The sequence below is a fragment of the Acidobacteriota bacterium genome (assembly GCA_030697165.1).
GTDB lineage: Bacteria > Acidobacteriota > Vicinamibacteria > Vicinamibacterales > UBA2999 > 12-FULL-67-14b.
On the sequence record JAUYQQ010000013.1, the window covers coordinates 176,707 to 192,851 of the forward strand.

General features: G+C 66.5%; 14 protein-coding genes. 9 read left to right on the forward strand and 5 right to left on the reverse strand.

What is annotated here, in order from left to right; genetic code table 11:
* Nucleotides 1-153 precede the first annotated feature (153 nt).
* On the forward strand, nt 154-1,056 hold the full coding sequence (locus tag Q8T13_13450; protein MDP3718764.1) for an OmpA family protein: 903 nt from the start codon (nt 154-156) through the stop codon (nt 1,054-1,056).
* On the opposite strand, the gene Q8T13_13455 is transcribed toward Q8T13_13450, so the two are convergent.
* Together Q8T13_13455 and Q8T13_13460 are read right to left on the reverse strand one after the other, a co-directional pair.
* Entirely contained in the window at nt 1,034-2,638 is a 1,605-nt protein-coding gene (locus tag Q8T13_13455; GenBank protein MDP3718765.1) for an ATP-binding cassette domain-containing protein, read from the reverse strand. The genes Q8T13_13450 and Q8T13_13455 overlap by 23 nt on opposite strands.
* A gap of 9 nt (nt 2,639-2,647) precedes the next feature.
* Nucleotides 2,648-3,373, reverse strand: coding sequence for a protein-L-isoaspartate(D-aspartate) O-methyltransferase (locus Q8T13_13460; GenBank protein ID MDP3718766.1), 726 nt, complete (start codon nt 3,371-3,373; stop codon nt 2,648-2,650).
* 188 nt (nt 3,374-3,561) lie between these two features.
* Here Q8T13_13460 and Q8T13_13465 point away from each other — a divergent pair, with 188 nt between their 5' ends.
* Nucleotides 3,562-3,861, forward strand: a complete 300-nt coding sequence (locus Q8T13_13465; protein MDP3718767.1) for a hypothetical protein — start codon at nt 3,562-3,564, stop codon at nt 3,859-3,861.
* Between the two features lie 9 nt (nt 3,862-3,870).
* Here Q8T13_13465 and Q8T13_13470 read toward each other — a convergent pair whose 3' ends face one another.
* Both Q8T13_13470 and Q8T13_13475 read right to left on the reverse strand, forming a co-directional pair.
* Nucleotides 3,871-5,850, reverse strand: coding sequence for an alpha/beta hydrolase domain-containing protein (locus tag Q8T13_13470; GenBank protein MDP3718768.1), 1,980 nt, complete (start codon nt 5,848-5,850; stop codon nt 3,871-3,873).
* Nucleotides 5,847-6,635 carry a peptidase E gene (locus Q8T13_13475; GenBank protein MDP3718769.1) on the reverse strand — a complete coding sequence of 263 codons (789 nt, stop codon included), beginning with the start codon at nt 6,633-6,635 and terminating at the stop codon, nt 5,847-5,849. Before Q8T13_13475 ends, Q8T13_13470 begins: the two co-directional genes overlap by 4 nt.
* A gap of 69 nt (nt 6,636-6,704) precedes the next feature.
* On the opposite strand from Q8T13_13475, the gene Q8T13_13480 reads away from it, so the two are divergent.
* The 7 genes from Q8T13_13480 (at nt 6,705) to Q8T13_13510 (ending at nt 14,992) form a co-directional block, all read left to right on the forward strand.
* The gene (locus Q8T13_13480) at nt 6,705-6,962 is read left to right on the forward strand and encodes a hypothetical protein (protein MDP3718770.1); all 258 of its coding nucleotides are present in this window, start codon (nt 6,705-6,707) and stop codon (nt 6,960-6,962) included.
* Nucleotides 6,943-7,521, forward strand: coding sequence for a nucleotidyltransferase (locus Q8T13_13485; protein MDP3718771.1), 579 nt, complete (start codon nt 6,943-6,945; stop codon nt 7,519-7,521). The genes Q8T13_13480 and Q8T13_13485 overlap by 20 nt, the downstream gene beginning before the upstream one ends.
* Nucleotides 7,522-7,535: 14 nt before the next feature.
* Entirely contained in the window at nt 7,536-8,999 is a 1,464-nt protein-coding gene (locus Q8T13_13490; GenBank protein ID MDP3718772.1) for an SDR family oxidoreductase, read from the forward strand.
* Between the two features lie 15 nt (nt 9,000-9,014).
* Nucleotides 9,015-10,481, forward strand: coding sequence for a PQQ-binding-like beta-propeller repeat protein (locus Q8T13_13495; protein MDP3718773.1), 1,467 nt, complete (start codon nt 9,015-9,017; stop codon nt 10,479-10,481).
* Entirely contained in the window at nt 10,482-11,366 is an 885-nt protein-coding gene (locus Q8T13_13500; protein ID MDP3718774.1) for a VWA domain-containing protein, read from the forward strand. It begins immediately after the preceding gene.
* Nucleotides 11,367-11,452: 86 nt separating this feature from the next.
* On the forward strand, nt 11,453-12,859 hold the full coding sequence (locus tag Q8T13_13505; GenBank protein ID MDP3718775.1) for a M20/M25/M40 family metallo-hydrolase: 1,407 nt from the start codon (nt 11,453-11,455) through the stop codon (nt 12,857-12,859).
* A gap of 18 nt (nt 12,860-12,877) precedes the next feature.
* Nucleotides 12,878-14,992, forward strand: coding sequence for a prolyl oligopeptidase family serine peptidase (locus Q8T13_13510; GenBank protein ID MDP3718776.1), 2,115 nt, complete (start codon nt 12,878-12,880; stop codon nt 14,990-14,992).
* Here the strand turns inward: Q8T13_13510 and Q8T13_13515 are convergent.
* On the reverse strand, nt 14,961-16,130 hold the full coding sequence (locus tag Q8T13_13515) for an FAD-dependent oxidoreductase (protein MDP3718777.1): 1,170 nt from the start codon (nt 16,128-16,130) through the stop codon (nt 14,961-14,963). The genes Q8T13_13510 and Q8T13_13515 overlap by 32 nt on opposite strands.
* Nucleotides 16,131-16,145: the final 15 nt, after the last annotated feature.

Below are 16,145 nucleotides of genomic sequence, written 5' to 3' on the forward strand. Positions count from 1 at the left end.
CCCGCGAGAAATGAGTCCGCTGGCACCTGGAAGACTCATTTCTCGCGGGCTCACGCCGGACCAAGCGCCGGGCGGAGCCCGGCGCCAGCGGACCCGCATCGGTGTCTAATCTGTGTCCAATCTGTGGCTGCATTTCTGTGGCAGCATCGAAGCATGACTCGCCGCCAGACGTTGGGCGCATTGGCCGTGGTGGTTGCTGTCGCCGGAATCGCCAGTGGCCAGGCGTTGGTCTTTCCATCGCCGCGAGCAACCGCCGAGATCGTCGCTGACAACCAGGACTTTCCGTTTATCCCGGCGCTCCCAGGGGCGCAGCTGATCTCGACCACGCGCATCCGCGGCCCCCTCGAACTGCGGCCGGCGATGGCTCGTGATGAGGCCGTGCTGGCGGGCAAGTCGTACTTACAGAAGACCTACGACCGCCCCGGCAGCCTGACGCCGATTGTCTTCATCGCCGTGTTGAGAGACTCCCTATTTGCGGCCGGCTGGAAGCTGATCGACGTGACGAAGCTCGAGGAGATTCCGATTCCTGGGCACCGTAGCCTTGGCGAAGGTGGCCAGCCCGGGACCGTGAACGTCGCCGCGCACTACTCGGCCAACGACCGGATCATCTACGCGCGCATGACGCTGGAGCCGGGCGGCCCCTACCAGGTCAACGTGGCGGATGTCGGTGGAGAGGACTGGGCCGCGACGTTGGCGAAAGAGTGCCACCTGCGGCCGTACTCCATCCAGTTTGATCTCGATCGGCCCACCTTCAGGCCCGAAGCGGCGCCGTCGCTCGAGAAGCTGGCAAACGTGCTGAAGGCGCGAGCGGCGCCGGCGGTGGAAGTCCAGGGTCACATGGACAACGTCGGCCCGGCAGGTGACGCGGCGCGCCAGGCGCTGTCGGAGGCGCGCGCGAGAGCGGTCGTGGCCTGGCTGGTCGCCAACGGCGTCCCGGCGGCGAAGCTGACGGCGAAGGGGTACGGAAAAACGCGACCCGTCGCGGCCAACGACAGCGACCTGGGCCGCGCGATGAATCGCCGGATCGAGATCGTCAGGACAGGTTGTTCGCGCTAGCGTAGTCCTCGTAGGTGCCCTTGAAGTCGGTGATCTTGCCGTGATCGAAGTGCCACACGCGCGTGCCGACTTCTTCCATCAGGTCCTGGTCGTGCGTCACGAGCAGCACCGTGCCCTCGAACTTCTGCAGCGCCACGTTGAGGGCGTTGATGGCTTCGAGGTCGAGGTGGTTCGTGGGTTCATCGAGGATCAGCACGTTCGGCTTCTGCAGCATGATGCGGCAGAACAGCAGCCGCGCGGTTTCGCCGCCCGACAGCGCCTCGGTCGGCTTCAGCCCTTCTTCGCCGGTGAACAGCATCTGCCCCAGCAGGCCGTGGATGTCCTGGCGCGACGCGTCGGGGTCGAACTGGTGCAGCCACGCCGCCGCGGTCAGGCCCTTCTGGATCTCGCCGGTGTGATCCTGCGCGAAGTAGCCGATCGACACCTCGTGGCCCCACTTGGTCGTGCCGGCATCGAGGTCACTCTTCGACCCGATGTTGCCGGGCGCGTCCGACAGCAGCGCCTTGAGCATGGTGGTCTTGCCGGTGCCGTTGCGGCCGACCAGCACGATCTTCTCGCCGCGGTTGATGATGCCGCTGAAGTCGTCAATCACCTGGAGCGAACCATGCGCCTTGGCGATGCCCTCGAACTCCAGCGCCGTGCGGCCTGACGGGCGCAAGCTGGTGAACTTGATGTACGGGCGTTGAATGTTCGAGCGCGCCAGCTCGGTGGTCTGCAGGCGCTCGACTTCCTTGCGCCGCGACTGCACCTGGCTGGAGCGGGTGCCGGCCGAGAAGCGCTGGATGAAGTCCTGCAGCTGCGCGATCTTCTTGTCGCGCTGTTCGTTCTGCGATTCCAGCCGCGAGCGAATCTGCGTCTTCGCCATCACCATGTCGTCGTAGCCACCGGTGTAGGTGATGATCGTCTGGTAGTCGATGTCGGCGGTGTGCGTGCAGACCGCGTTCAGGAAGTGGCGGTCGTGCGAGATCACGATCAGCGTGCCGTCGTAGCGGATCAGGAAGTCGCGCAGCCAGTGGATCGAGTCGAGGTCGAGGTGGTTGGTCGGTTCGTCCAGCAACAGCGCCTGCGGGTGGCCGAACAGCGCCTGCGCCAGCAGCACGCGCACCTTCTGGCCGCCCTGCAGCTCGCTCATCTTGCGTTCGTGCACCTCGTCTGGAATGTCGAGGCCCTGCAGCAGGATGGCGGCGTTGCTCTCGGCCTCGTAGCCGTCTTCTTCGCCGACAATGCCCTCGAGCTCGCCCAGGCGCATGCCGTCGGCCTCGGTCATCTCGGCCTTGGCGTAGAGCAGTTCACGTTCTTCGAGCGCGCTCCACAGCCGGGCGTTGCCCATGATCACGGTATCGATCACGCGCAGCTTGTCAAAGGCGAACTGGTCCTGCTTCAGCACGCCGAGCTTCTTGGGCCGAACCACGTCGCCCTTCTGCGGCTGGTTCTCACCCGTCAGCAGCTTCATGAAGGTCGACTTGCCCGAGCCGTTGGGGCCCGAGAGACCATAGCGGCGCCCCGCCAGAAAAGTGGTGGTGACCTCGTCGAAGAGGACCTTCGAGCCGAAGCGCATGGAGACGTTATTAACGGAAATCACAACCTACGATTATAACCCCTCGCCTTTGGGTTTGCCGGTCATCGGCACGAACCGCACCGGAAGTGTCCTCAGCAGTTGCGTGCCGGTCTCGGTGCGCCGCAGGATGCGCAGTTCCTGGTTCGCGGTCCCGACCGGAATCGCCATCAAGCCTCCGACTTTGAGCTGTTGCACGAGCGCCGGCGGCACCTCGTCTGGCGCGGCCGTCACCATGATCCGGTCATACGGCGCGTGCTCGGGCCAGCCGAGGTAGCCGTTGCCGGTGCGCACGTGAATGTTGCGGTAGCCCAGATCCGCGAAGATCTTGCGCGACCCTTCTGCCAGCGGCGAGAGGATCTCGATCGTGTAGACCTCCTTCGCGAGCAGGCTGAGCACGGCGGCCTGATAGCCGGACCCGGTGCCGATCTCGAGCACGCGATGACTGGGCTCCGGTTCAAGCGCCTGCGTCATGAACGCGACGATGTAGGGCTGGGAGATGGTCTGGCCGAGACCGATGGGCAGAGGGGAATCCTCGTAGGCCTCGACGCGCTGGGGTTCCGGCACGAACAGGTGGCGCGGCACCTTGCGCACGGCGTCGAGTACCTGCGCGCTGCGAATGTCGCGCGCCCGCAACTGGTCCTCGACCATGCGCTCGCGCTGGGCGTCCCAGTCGCGCGCGCCTTGCTGGCCCGCGGTTCCCGTCACCCCGCAGGCCACCGCCACGGCAGAAATCAGGGCGCCGAATGGATGCCTAAACATGTTCCCAGCTTACGCCTGTCGGCCGGCGCGTGGGGATGCCCCCCGGGGGGTGACTTTCCCGGCGTTTGGGGGTACTTTTGATTCGACAGCAACCGTGTCGCTCCACGAATCGCGGGCGCGGTGTTTCATTCACTGTCCGTTGGCCAAGCTCTTCTGGAGCCGGCCGATTCACACAAGGGGAAGTTGCCATGGCACCCTCAACTACCGAAGCGCGTGAACTCGCGGCCAAGGCCGTTCGTGAGGCCGAACACCTGGCGCACGAAGCGGCCCGGCTCAAGGCGGTCGCCGCCGAGGCCGTCGAAGACGGCGTGCGTGCCACCAAACGCGCGATCACCCACGGTCTTCACGACCTGGACGATGCGCGCGACGCGGCCGCCTATCGCATCAAGCAGGCGCCGCTCATGACGGTCGGGCTGGCCTTCGGGGTGGGCATCCTGCTCGGCCTGATCGTTGGACAGGCGACGCGCCAAGCAGCGCCAGAGCGGTAAGACGCCGAGCTATCGCAGGACGTTGCTCTTCTCGGCCTGCGCCACCAGCCGCGCCGCGTCATCCGGTAACAGGAACCGTTCGACCACCGCGCGCGCCGCGGCGGCCTTGACGCGGGCGACATACGCGTCGTGCGAGCCGTAGCGCTCTTCCAGCGACAGGCGTGGATCGCCCGACGCCAGTCGTTGCGCCTTGGTCTGGGCGAACGGAACAAACCCGCCGCCGAGCGACTGGATGCTGCCCTTGAACACCCCGCGGGCGATGGGATTCCAGCCGGTATAGGTGCCGAGCGGCGCCTCGAGCAGCACGCTGCGCACTCCGGCCAGTTCGTTCCCGTCCGCATCCACGCGGGGCACGAGCATGGGCAGCGTCTGCCGCACGATGGGCGGCTGGAGCGAGACAACGCCGGAGACGTCGGCGTTCTTGAAGCCGGGTCCGAAGTCGTACTCGAAGAACGGTACGATCACCCCGTCAGGGAGCGAGACGCCGGGGATCAGCGGAAACCCGAGGGCGGCCTGCGTCGGCGGCACCAGGTCGCCACGATCCAGGCGAGGGTAACGGCTCGGTGGCGGCGGTGCGTCCTTCGCCACCCAGTCCACGAGCGCGTGCATCAGCGCCCGATTCGTGTCAGCGGACGGGTTCGGGTTCGATGCCAGCAGGCAACACGCATCGACCGGGACGTCCACGGTGAACCCGCCCGGGCCGCCACCGTGACGGGTGCTCGGCGAGTAGTAGCGCCGGACGTTGGCCGGCAGCGGAATGTCGCGATCCGCCCGCGTGCCGACGAGGTTGGGCGAGGCCCGCAACGAGTAGAACTCGGCCGAGCCAAACGTCTCCACAATGCGCGGGCACGTCTCGGTGGCCTGGCAGCGCGCCAGCAGTCCGCCGGCCTGTCGCCCGCGCGCCTGATCGGCGTAGTCGCCCCACCACAGGATTCCCTCGCTGCCGGGCTCGAACATCTCGGCCGCGCCGCTTGGTGCGCTGAAGCGGATGTTCATCGCCAGCTGACGCGCGGCGATGTTCGGATTCATGCCGTCGAACACGCGGCGGCCGGCCTCGTCCTGGTTGAAGCCCAGGTGCACCAGGCTCCGCAGGTAGTTGCCCGACTGCGAATTGCCTTGCGCGATGGTGTGACGGACCGCCGCAGCGAGCGGATTACCGGCGGACCCGTGTCGCAGGAACGCGATCAAATCGCGGGTGGCCGCGAAGCCAATGCCGTGGACCGGCGGATCCTTGGCGAGGTAGGTCAGCTCGTAGAGCGATGCGGGATCGAAGCCACCCTTCAGGCACACCTTGTCGGGCGCCGCCGTGCCAGGAAAAGGTGTCGCGGTGCAATCGGCAAACGCCCACTCGTCGGCACCGAGCGGCACCCGGCTGCCAGTTTCAGAGGCGCGTCGCGTCAGCGTCGCCTTGGCCGGGTCGAGGCTCGCCGGTGTCGCGGTGCCTGTGACGCGGCCACGAATGATCGCTTGCGTGTTGGATCCGGCCGGCGCATCGGCGATGCGCGACATCACCGGTCCGGTGATGCTGGAGCCATCCGGGTTCCTGGCAACGGGCGTCACCATCGTCTCGATGCCGGCGCCCGCAGCAATGTCGGCCTGCCATCCACTGGCGACCAGCACATGGCCCTGCGAGCGGAAATCGGCGAAGTAGCCGCCGCCTTCGATGCCTGAGCGACCGCGATTGGGCACCTGGTAAAAGAGGATGCCTGTGGCGCCCGTCATGTCCACCGGCTTCAGGATGGTGAACGTGGCCGAATACTCGACCCGGCCGCGCGCGTTCCGGGGTGCGTATTCGATGTCGGTGATGACAGCGTTCAGCGGATGGCGGGCGTCGAGCTCGCCGTAGAAGCGGCCGGTCAGCTTCTCGTACGGCCGGCCGGCGCTGCTAAACGCCTCGCGTTTCTCGACCACCAGCGTCACCACGTCGGCGTGGGCGGCCGAGCCGAACAGGAGGACGCAGGCGGCGAGACAGACCGACCTGACGGTCATAGCTGTTCGGGCTCCATCACCTTCTCGACGACCTTCCCGCCCTCCACGCTGACGTAGTACACCTTGGCCGCGGCGCGGGTCGAGACGACCCGCTTGACGGTGTTGTCCTCGAAGTAGATGCCGGCGTCGTTGTCGCACGCGTAGCCCGGCTTCATCTGGCCCGAGCCGATCAGCTTCTGGTAGAGCGGCCGGCGGCCCGGCTCCGCGTCGTAGTGCGGCGAGTGGCTGCCCTTCAGGAAGCCAAGGCACTGCACAATCGACAACTCTTTCGGCCGCGAGTCGGTGGTGCCTTCTTCGAACCAGCACAGCGAACCGGCACTGGCGCCGCCGAGCACGATGCCGCGGTCCCACGCCTGCCGCAGGATGACGTCGATGCCGTGCGCCTTCCAGATCACCTGCTGGTTCAGCGTGTTGCCACCCGAACAGACGATGCCGTCGACTGACAGCAACACCTCTTCCCAGGTGCGGGTTTGCCGCGTGCTGGCGATGAAGCTGATCTGGTGTGACGGTTCGACGTTGAGCGTCGCGCAGTTGGTGTACCAGGTCAGGATCCCAGAGGGTGAATCGGCCGACGCGGTGGGCAGGTACAGCAGCTTCGGCCGCGTCTTGCCCGTGAGCGCCGCCATGTAGCGGATGTAGGCAGTGTTGAAGCCGCCACCGGCGATCAGGATCCTTCGGTTCGTCGAGGCGCCTGCCTGCAGGCGTTCAGCCGCGGACGAGGGTGACGCGGCAAGGGTGGCTAAGGGGGCGATCAACGAGGCGGCGATGAAGTCACGGCGTTCCATGGGGTGTATGTATACATCAGGGATCGGGATCGGGGATCAGGGATCGGGGATCCCCGCTACAATTGCGCTATGGATCCCGACGACCTGCGCGCGTTCGTCCAGCGAGACTGGGCAGCCGCAGAGCGCGCCAAGCAACAGTACTGGGCGGACCGCTATCGCGGCGAGGGCGGCGCCCCGGCGCGTCACGCCGCGACGCTGTTGCTCGAACACGCCCGCCGGCTCGGAGTGCTGAGGCTTTCGGCGGCCGATCGGCGCGACGATTTCGCCCACCACCTGGAGATCCGCGACCGACTGGATCGCGCCGCCCGTGCGTTCGCCGATCGCTGATCTGCTCTCGGACCTGGGGCGTGCCTTCGATACCCTGGGCATCTCCTGGTATCTGTTCGGTGCCCAGGCCGCCATCGTCTACGGCGTCGCCCGGCTGACCGCCGACGTGGACGTCACGGTTCGGGCGCCGGCCATGCCAACGGCCGATTGGCTGGCCACGCTGACCGAGCACGGCTTTCACGGGCGATTCGCCGATGCCGCCTTCGTCGCCAGCACGCGCGTCCTGCCGGTGACACATCTCGACACCGGCCTGCCGGTCGATATCGTGATCGCCGGTCCCGGGCTCGAGGACGAGTTCCTCGATCGAGCCGTCATGCGCTCGATTGATGGGGTGCAGGTTCCAGTCATCGAGATGGCCGACCTCGTGGTACTGAAGATCCTGGCCAGCCGGCCCAAGGATCTCGATGACGTGGTCTCGCTGTTGCGGATTCATCCCGGTGATCTGGACACCGTGCGCATCCGCACCGTCCTCAAGATGCTCGAAGACGCGCTCGGGCAGAGCGACCTGCTGAGCGCATTCGAACAGTGCCTGTCGCGAGCCCAGGCGGGCCGCGGCTAACAGAGTTTCATCCCATGCCTACCAACGAAGTTCTCACCGAAGCGGCCGGCGCGATCGCGTGGCTGGAACGCATCGCCGGCGACCGGAGCCTGCTGCGGTCGCTCCCCACCGAAGATCGCCACCGCTTTCACCGTGCGATCGCGACGTTGTCGGAGATCGACCCTCAGGCCAAGCGCAAGCGGCAGAAGGCCATCAAGGCCGACGGCGTGAGGAAAGCCGAAGCCGTGTTGAACGAGTCCGGGATCCGCGCGCTGCGGCGCCGGCCGATGATCACCACGCCCAACGTGTTTCCCCCGCAAGTCGACGGGTCCGACACGACCAACCAGCTCCCACCGGCGGTGGACCGCGTCTGCTACGTCTGCAAGGAACCCTACTCGCAGCTCCACCACTTTTACGATCAGCTCTGCCCCGCGTGCGCCGAGACCAACTTCGCCGCCCGCACCGAGCTTGCAGACCTGCGAGGCCGCGTGGCGCTGCTGACCGGCGGGCGCGTGAAGATCGGCTACCAGGCGGGATTGAAGCTGCTGCGCTGCGGCGCGCACCTGATCGTGACGACGCGGTTTCCGCGCAACGCGGCCGATCGATACGCGCAGGAACCCGACTTTGTCGAGTGGGGCCACCGCCTGGAGATCTACGGCCTCGACCTGCGGCACATCCCGAGCGTGGAGGCGTTCTGCCGCGACATGAACGCCACGCGCGAACGCCTTGATTTCATCATCAACAACGCCTGCCAGACGGTCCGCCGTCCGCCCGAGTTCTACACGCACATGATGGAAGCGGAACTGGCGGCGTCACGGGATCAACCGGAACACGTCGGCAAGCTGCTGGGCGCAAGTGAACACGCGGTGGCACTCACCGACTCGGGCCAGGGCGTGGTGGTGGCCGCCCAACTCTCGCAGGTGCCGATGCTCGAAGAGGAGCTGGTCGCGCGGTCGCACCTGTTCCCGACCGGCCAGTACGACCACGACCTGCAACAGGTGGACCTGCGCGATCGGAACTCCTGGCGCATGCTGCTGGCCGACGTGCCGACGGTCGAGATGCTCGAAGTGCAGTTCGTCAACCAGGTGGCGCCGTTCCTGTTCAACGCGCGGCTGAAGCCGCTGATGCTGCGGACCGCCGAACGCGACAAGCACATCGTGAATGTCTCGGCCGTTGAAGGACAGTTCTATCGTGCCTTCAAGACGACCCGGCATCCGCACACCAACATGGCGAAGGCGGCGCTCAACATGATGACGCGCACGGCCGCGACCGATTACTTCAACGACGGCATTCACATGAACAGCGTCGACACCGGGTGGGTCACCGACGAGGATCCGGTCGAGATCGCGACGCGCAAGACCGCCGAACACCGCTTCCATCCCCCGCTCGACATCATCGACGGCGGCGCCCGCATCGTCGCGCCCATCGTCACGGGTTTCAACACCGGCAACCACGTGTGGGGCCAGTTCCTGAAGGACTACAAGCCGACCCCCTGGTAGCGCTAAGATTGCCCCATGCTGATGAAGCGCGTGGGACTGGTGGTGGGATTGGCGGCGGTGCTCGGCGTCTCGCTCGGCGCCTCGGAGAATTGGACGCGCTTCCGCGGCCCCAACGGCCTCGGCGTTTCCGACGCCACGAACGTGCCGGTGGATTTCGGTCCCACCAAGAACGTCAAGTGGAAGGCGCCGCTGCCGAACGGCCACTCGTCGCCGGTGCTGACCGACACCCACATCTTCCTGACCGGCCACTCGGCCGAGAAGGACGCGTACAAGCTGTTCGTGCTCGCGCTCGATCGCCAGACCGGCAAGCAGTTGTGGCAGCACGAGGTGCCCCGCCTGCAGCCGGGCCGCCGCGAGAACGTCAACGGGCCGGCATCACCGAGCCCGGTCACCGACGGCACCAACGTCTACTTCTTCTTCCAGGACTTCGGGCTGATCAGCTACACCGCCGACGGCAAGGAGCGCTGGCGCCTGCCGCTTGGGCCGTTCAACATGTTCTACGGCTTCGGCGCGTCGCCGATTCTCGAAGACGGCGTGCTGATCCTGCCGGTCGATCAGGACACCGATCCGTATTTGCTCGCGGTCGATGCGAAGACCGGCAAGCCGCGCTGGAAGGTGTCGCGGCCGCACGTGATTTCCGGTTATTCGACGCCGACCATCTGGCGGCCGACGACCGGCCCCGCGCAGATCCTGATTCCCGAGTCGTTCCAGCTGACCGCCTACTCGATCGCCGACGGCAGGCAGTTGTGGTGGGTGCGAGGCCTCGCCTGTGAGATGAAGTCGGTGGCCAGCATCGACGGCGACACGCTTTACGTCAACGGCTGGGGCTTCGGCCAGAACCAGGCCGGCACGCAGATTCCCACGGTGGACTTCGCCACCGGCCTCAAGCGCTTCGACAAGAACGGCGACGGGTTCGTTGGGCGCGACGAAGTGTCGAACCCGGCGGCGACCGAGCGCATGGACCGCATGCTGCGACCCGAAGCGGGCTTCGACGCGTTCGATGGCAATCGCGACGGCAAGCTGGATGCCAAGGACTGGGACGTCTTCCGCGCCATGCTCGCGGCCGAGAACGGCTTGATGGCCATCACGCTCGGCGGCTCGGGCGACATGACCGCCACCGCAGTGAAGTGGAAGTATCTCCGGCCGGTGCCGCAGGTGCCGTCCACGGTGCTGTACCAGGGCGTGCTCTACATGGTGAACGACAGCGGGATCCTGCTGTCGTTCGACCCGAAGACCGGCAACGTGTTGAAGCAGGGCCGTCTCAAGGGCGCCATCGACAAGTACTTCGCCTCGCCAATTGGCGCCGACGGCAAGATCTGGCTCGCCAGCCAGGACGGCACCATCTCCATCGTCACCGCCAAGGGCGACTGGGAGATGGTGCAGGTCAACACCCTGGACGACGAGGTGTTTGCCACGCCCGTGCCGGCGGATGGTGAGCTGTTCGTGCGCACGCGCAGCGCGTTGTATAACTTCGTGAAGTAGATGGCCAAGATCATCGTCGCCCTGCTGATCGCGCTGCCGTTCCTGGATCAACGGCCGGTCGACCTTCGCGGCAACAGTTTCCGCGCCTCGTCTGAGCTCGTGACCACCGCCGTCACCGTCCGCGACGCCGAGGGCCGGTTGGTGAAAGACCTCACGCAGGCCGACTTCACCATTGAAGAAGACAGTGCACCGCAGCGCATCACGCAGTTCAGCAAGGAGCGGGTTCCGGTCAGCCTGTCGCTGACCCTCGACATCAGCGACAGCATGCGCGGCCAGCGCATTGCCGACGCGCGCGCGGCGCTCGCCATTTTTCTCGACCAGCTGCTGGCGCCCGAAGACGAGGCGGCGCTGCTGGGCTTCAACCACGAAGCGCGGATGCTGGCGCCGTGGACGACCGAACGTGGCGGCATGCGCACCACCCTCGACGGGATCATCCCGTCAGGCGGCACGGCCCTGTACGACGCGATCGACGTGTCGTTGCCGCTGTTCGAGTCGCGGCTGCACCCGCGGGCGGCCATCCTGCTCGTGTCGGACGGCGCCGACACCGCCAGCGACGCCACCCCGACGCTGCTGAAGTACAAGCTGGTGCGCAGCGACGTGTTCCTCTACGCCATCGGCATCGACTCGCTCGACGCCCGCAACTCACAGCGCATCAACCAGTACACGCTGGGCGAGTTGACCGCGCAGGGCGGCGGCTACACCGAGATCATTCGCAACGCGACCGAGCTGGGCCCGGCGACCGAGCGCATTGCCGAAGAACTGAATCACCAGTACATGATCGGCTACACGCCCGCGACCCGCGGCGACGGCAAGCTGCACACGGTCAGGGTCAAGGTCGCGAACGCAAGTTACAAGGTCCGCGCCCGCCGGGGGGTTGTTCGGTAGTTCTCGAACCTTCGTGTCTGAACCCCCGCGCTTGAACCCCCGCGCTTGAACCCCCGTACTTGAACCTCCGTGTTAGGCTACGGCCTATGCGCGTCACACTGCTTGCGGTCGCCCTGCTCTCCACCTCGCTTCTCGCCCAGAATCCGGCGCCACCCGACTGGGCCAAGGTCGAGGAAGAAACCCTTCGCCACTTCCAGGCCATCCTCAAGATGGACTCGTCCGACCCTCCCGGCAAGGAGGATCACGTGGTCGCGTACCTGAAGCAGGTGCTCGAGGCCGACGGCATTCCCGTGCAGACCTACGCCATGGAAGCGCACCGGCCCAACCTGGTGGCCCGGATCAAGGGCAGCGGCAAGCAGCGGCCCCTGCTGTTGATGGGGCACAGCGACACCGTGAACGTCGACCCGAAGAAGTGGACCCATCCGCCCTTCGGCGCGGTCCGCGATGGCGGCTACGTCTACGGCCGCGGCACCGTCGACGACAAGGACAACGTCATCGCCAACGTGATGACCATGCTGATGCTGAAGCGGCTGAACGTGAAGCTGGATCGCGACGTGATCCTGCTGATCGAGGCCGGCGAAGAAGGCTCGTCGCGGCTGGGCATCCAGTTCATGGCCAACCAGCATTGGCCCGAGATCGACGCCGAGTTCTGCTACGCGGAAGGCGGCGGCGTCACCCGGACCGGGGGTGAGGTGAAGTTCGCGCGCGTCCAGACCGTGGAGAAGATCCCGCGGGCGATCACGGTCACGGCCAAGGGTGTCGCCGGGCATGGTTCGGTCCCGCTCGAAACCAACGCCCTCGCCCACCTGGGCGAGGCGGTCGGCGCGATCGCGGCGTGGACGCCGCCCATGCGCATCAACGAAACCACGGCCGCGTACTTCAAGCGGCTGGCCACGGTATCGTCTCCCGAAGAGGCGGCGCGGTATCGCGACGTCCTCAGTCCCGACCCCAAGATCTCGGGGCCGGCCGACGCGTACCTGCGCAAGAACGAGCCCAGCCACTGGTCGATGTTGCGCACGTCGCTGTCGCCGACGATGATCTCGGGCGGCTATCGGACCAACGTGATCCCGTCCGAGGGCACGGCGACCATCGACACCCGCCTGGCGCCCGACGAAGACCCGGCCAAGTTTCTCGAGCTGGTGAAGCAGGTGGTGAACGACCCGCAGGTGGACGTGAGTTACGGCGCGCGCGATACCCGGCCGCCGACGCCCACCGCCAAGCTCGACTCCGACGCCTTCAAGGCGATCGAGGCCAACATCACCAAGCACTACAAGGCGATCACGCTGCCGACCATGAGCACCGGCGCCACCGACATGGCGTTCCTGCGCCAGAAGGGCATGCAGTGCTACGGCATTGGCCCCGCACTCGACAGCGAAGACGGCCCCAAGGGCTTCGGCGCGCACAGCGACCAGGAGCGCATTCTCGAGAGCGAGCTCTATCGCTTTGTCCGCTTCACGTGGGATGCCGTGGTCGATCTCGCGCGCGCGAAGTAGAAGCGTTCAATCACGGCGGTGCGATCACCAGGGTTCAAGCACGAGGGTTCGAGCACGGGGGTTGTCTCTTATCCACCCTCCCGGCGGGGCGACGACGTTGACGCGTACGGGGCGACGCAGGTCGCCGATCCGTATCGCTGGATGGAAGACCTCGAGTCACCCGAGGTCGCGCAGTGGGTGGCCGCGCAGAACGCGGTCACGCGCGCGCACCTCGACGGCCTGCCGCACCGCGCGCCCCTCGTAAGCCGGCTCACCGAACTCTGGAACTACTCGCGCAGCAGCGTGCCGGTCGTCGAGAACGGCACGCTGTTCTACTCGCGCAACAGTGGGCTGGAGCGACAGGCGCCGGTCTACCTGCGCCGGGGCGTGGACGGCGAGCCCACGCTGGTGCTCGATCCCAATGTCCTGTCGCCAGACGGTTCGGTCTCGCTCGCGCACTACGCACCATCGCCGGACGCGACGCTGCTCGCGTACGCCTGCGCCAGGGGCGGCGCGGATTGGGAGACGATTCGCATCCGCGATCTGGTAACCGGCCACGATCGTGAAGACGAAGTGCACTGGGTCCGGTTTTCGGACCTGTCGTGGACCCGCGACTCGCGCGGCTTCTTCTATTCCCGCTACCCTGAGCCGCCGTCGCACAAGGTGCTCGAAGCCGCGCTCTCGGGCCAGGCTATCTACTATCACCGGCTCGGCACGCCCCAGGCGGATGACGAGCTAGTCTACCAGCGACTCGATCACCCCGCGTGGATTGTGAATGGCACGGTCACCGAGAACGGCCGGTACCTGCTCATTCGCACCTACCGCGGCGCCGACCACAACAACCAGCTGCACTACCTGGAACTGGGCGATCGGCCGCGGCGGGCGGGCACGATTGTCCCGGTGGTCGAGACCCTCGACGCCGAGTACTCGCCAATCGGCGCCTACGGCTCACGGATCTACCTCCGCAGCGACAAGGACGCACCCAACCGCCGCGTGATCGCCATCGACCTGGAAGACCCCGCCCCCGCCGCTTGGAAGACCGTGGTCCCGGAACAGGACCAGGCGATCGAAGGCGCCGTCATCGCCGGCGGCCGGGTGATCGTGCATTACCTCGATCACGTGCAGAGCCGCGTGCGCGTGTTCGGCCTGGACGGCCGGCCCGAAGGCGACCTCGCTCTTCCCGGTGTCGGAACGGTCGCGGCACTCGAGGGCCGCGCCGCCGCCCCGGATGTGTGGGTGAGCTTCAGCTCTCCACTCGTGCCTGGCACCGTGCATCACTACGACGCCGACACGCAGTTGCTGCGCGCGTTTGAACCGCCCGTGTCGCCAATCGACGCCTCGCGCTACGAGACCCGCGCCCTGTTTGCCTCGTCGAAGGATGGCACGCGCGTGCCGTTCTTTCTCACGGCGCGCAAGGGCCTCGTGCTCGACGGCTCGCATCCCACGATGATGTACGGCTACGGCGGCTTCTCGATCAGCGTCCTGCCCGGCTATCGGCCCGACGTCCCAGCCTGGCTCGAGCTGGGCGGCATTTTCGTGTCGGTCAACATGCGCGGTGGCGCGGAATACGGCGAGTCGTGGCACCTCGCCGGGTCGCTCGAGAAGAAGCAGAACGTGTTCGACGACTTCATTGCCGTTGCGGAACAACTGATTCGCGAACGCTATACCAGCCCGTCACGACTCGGAATGATGGGGGGCTCGAACGGCGGCCTGTTGGTGGGCGCGGTGATGGAACAGCGTCCCGACCTGTTCGCGGTCGCGATGCCCGCGGTCGGCGTCATGGACATGCTGCGCTACGACCGTTTCACCGGCGGACGCCTATGGGCCACCGAGTATGGCTCCGCCTCGGATCCGGCGCAGTTTCCGTTCTTGTTCAACTACTCGCCGCTGCACAACCTGAGGGCTGGCACCTGCTACCCGGCGACCCTCGTCACGACCGCCGATCACGACGACCGGGTCGTGCCCAGCCACTCGTTCAAGTTCACGGCGGCGCTGCAGTCGGCGCAGGGGTGCGACCGGCCGACGCTGATCCGCGTCGAGACCCAGGGCTCACACGGCTACCGCCCCACCGACAAGTTGATTGAGGAAAAAGCGGATCAGTGGGCGTTCGCCGCCGCCCACCTTACGTCCGCGTCGACCCCCCCATCGAGTTGAACAGGTAGATGTGCGCCTCGACGATGCGCTGACGCTCTTTCTCGTCCACGGTCAGCGTCCAGTCGTCACGGATCGAGGTGCCTCCCATCACGATCCCGTCCGAGCGCGGCATCATGTGGATGAACCCGGCCTCGGGCGTCGCCGTCGCCCGGCCGCCGCCACTGGTCGAGTAGTTGACCTCCGACTGGGGCACCAGGATGCTCAGCTGCCCCTTCAGCGGCGTAAGTTCAGGATCGTTGAACAGCGCCTTCGCGCCCAGTCCCGTGCAATTGATGATCAGGTTCTCGCGCAGGGTGGTGACGTCGCGCGGCGTCTCGAACTTGCGGATCACGACCTTGCCGCCCCAGAGCAGGAAGTCGTTCATCAGCGCGTCGAGATAAATCGAAGGCTCGATCCGCATCTCGGGGCGCTCGATCGCATACTTGGTGGGAAACGGGTGCTCGCCGGGCTGCAACAGCACCCGCGGGTTGGGGATGTCGTCGGGCATCAGCACGTTGCCGCCACGCGCCGCCATCTCGTTGTCGGTCGGCGCGTAGTTCATGATCCAGGTGATGCCGTACTTCGGGCCGGTCAGCAGTTGCAGGCGTCGATACGCAATGCGCACGGCCGTCCGGAACTGCTCGTCCCACTCGGCGGAGCGGCTCTTGAAGTCCACCAGCCCCGAGGTCGGCGTCCAACCGGCCAGAGACATGTTCGAGGTGGTGTCCGGCGGCACCGTCGCCGCGTAGATCGTCACCGCAAAGCCGTGACGCTGCAGTTCGCGGGCGGTTGTGAGACCGACGACCCCCGAGCCCATGACCGCGGCGGTCCGCTCGGTGTGCGCCATCGCCAGGTCGGTGGCCATCGACGCGGTGCCCCAGGACAGCGACATGCCCGAGCCGCCGTGGCCGAAGTTGTGGATGATGGTCTTGCTGTCGAGGGTCGCGGCCTTGAGGACAAACCCCGACGGCCGAAACGGGCGCAGCCCAATGGTGGTGCGGATCACGCGGTCCCAGGCCACGTTCACGAGCGGCAGGCGAACTGGCGGCCGCAGCGGCGCGGTGACGGGCGGCTTGGCGGCCGCGCGAGGGGCGCACGCCTGGGTGGCGAATCCGACGGCGGCCATGCCGCCGAACTTCAGCAGAGATCGTCGATCCATGTGCCGATCATGATA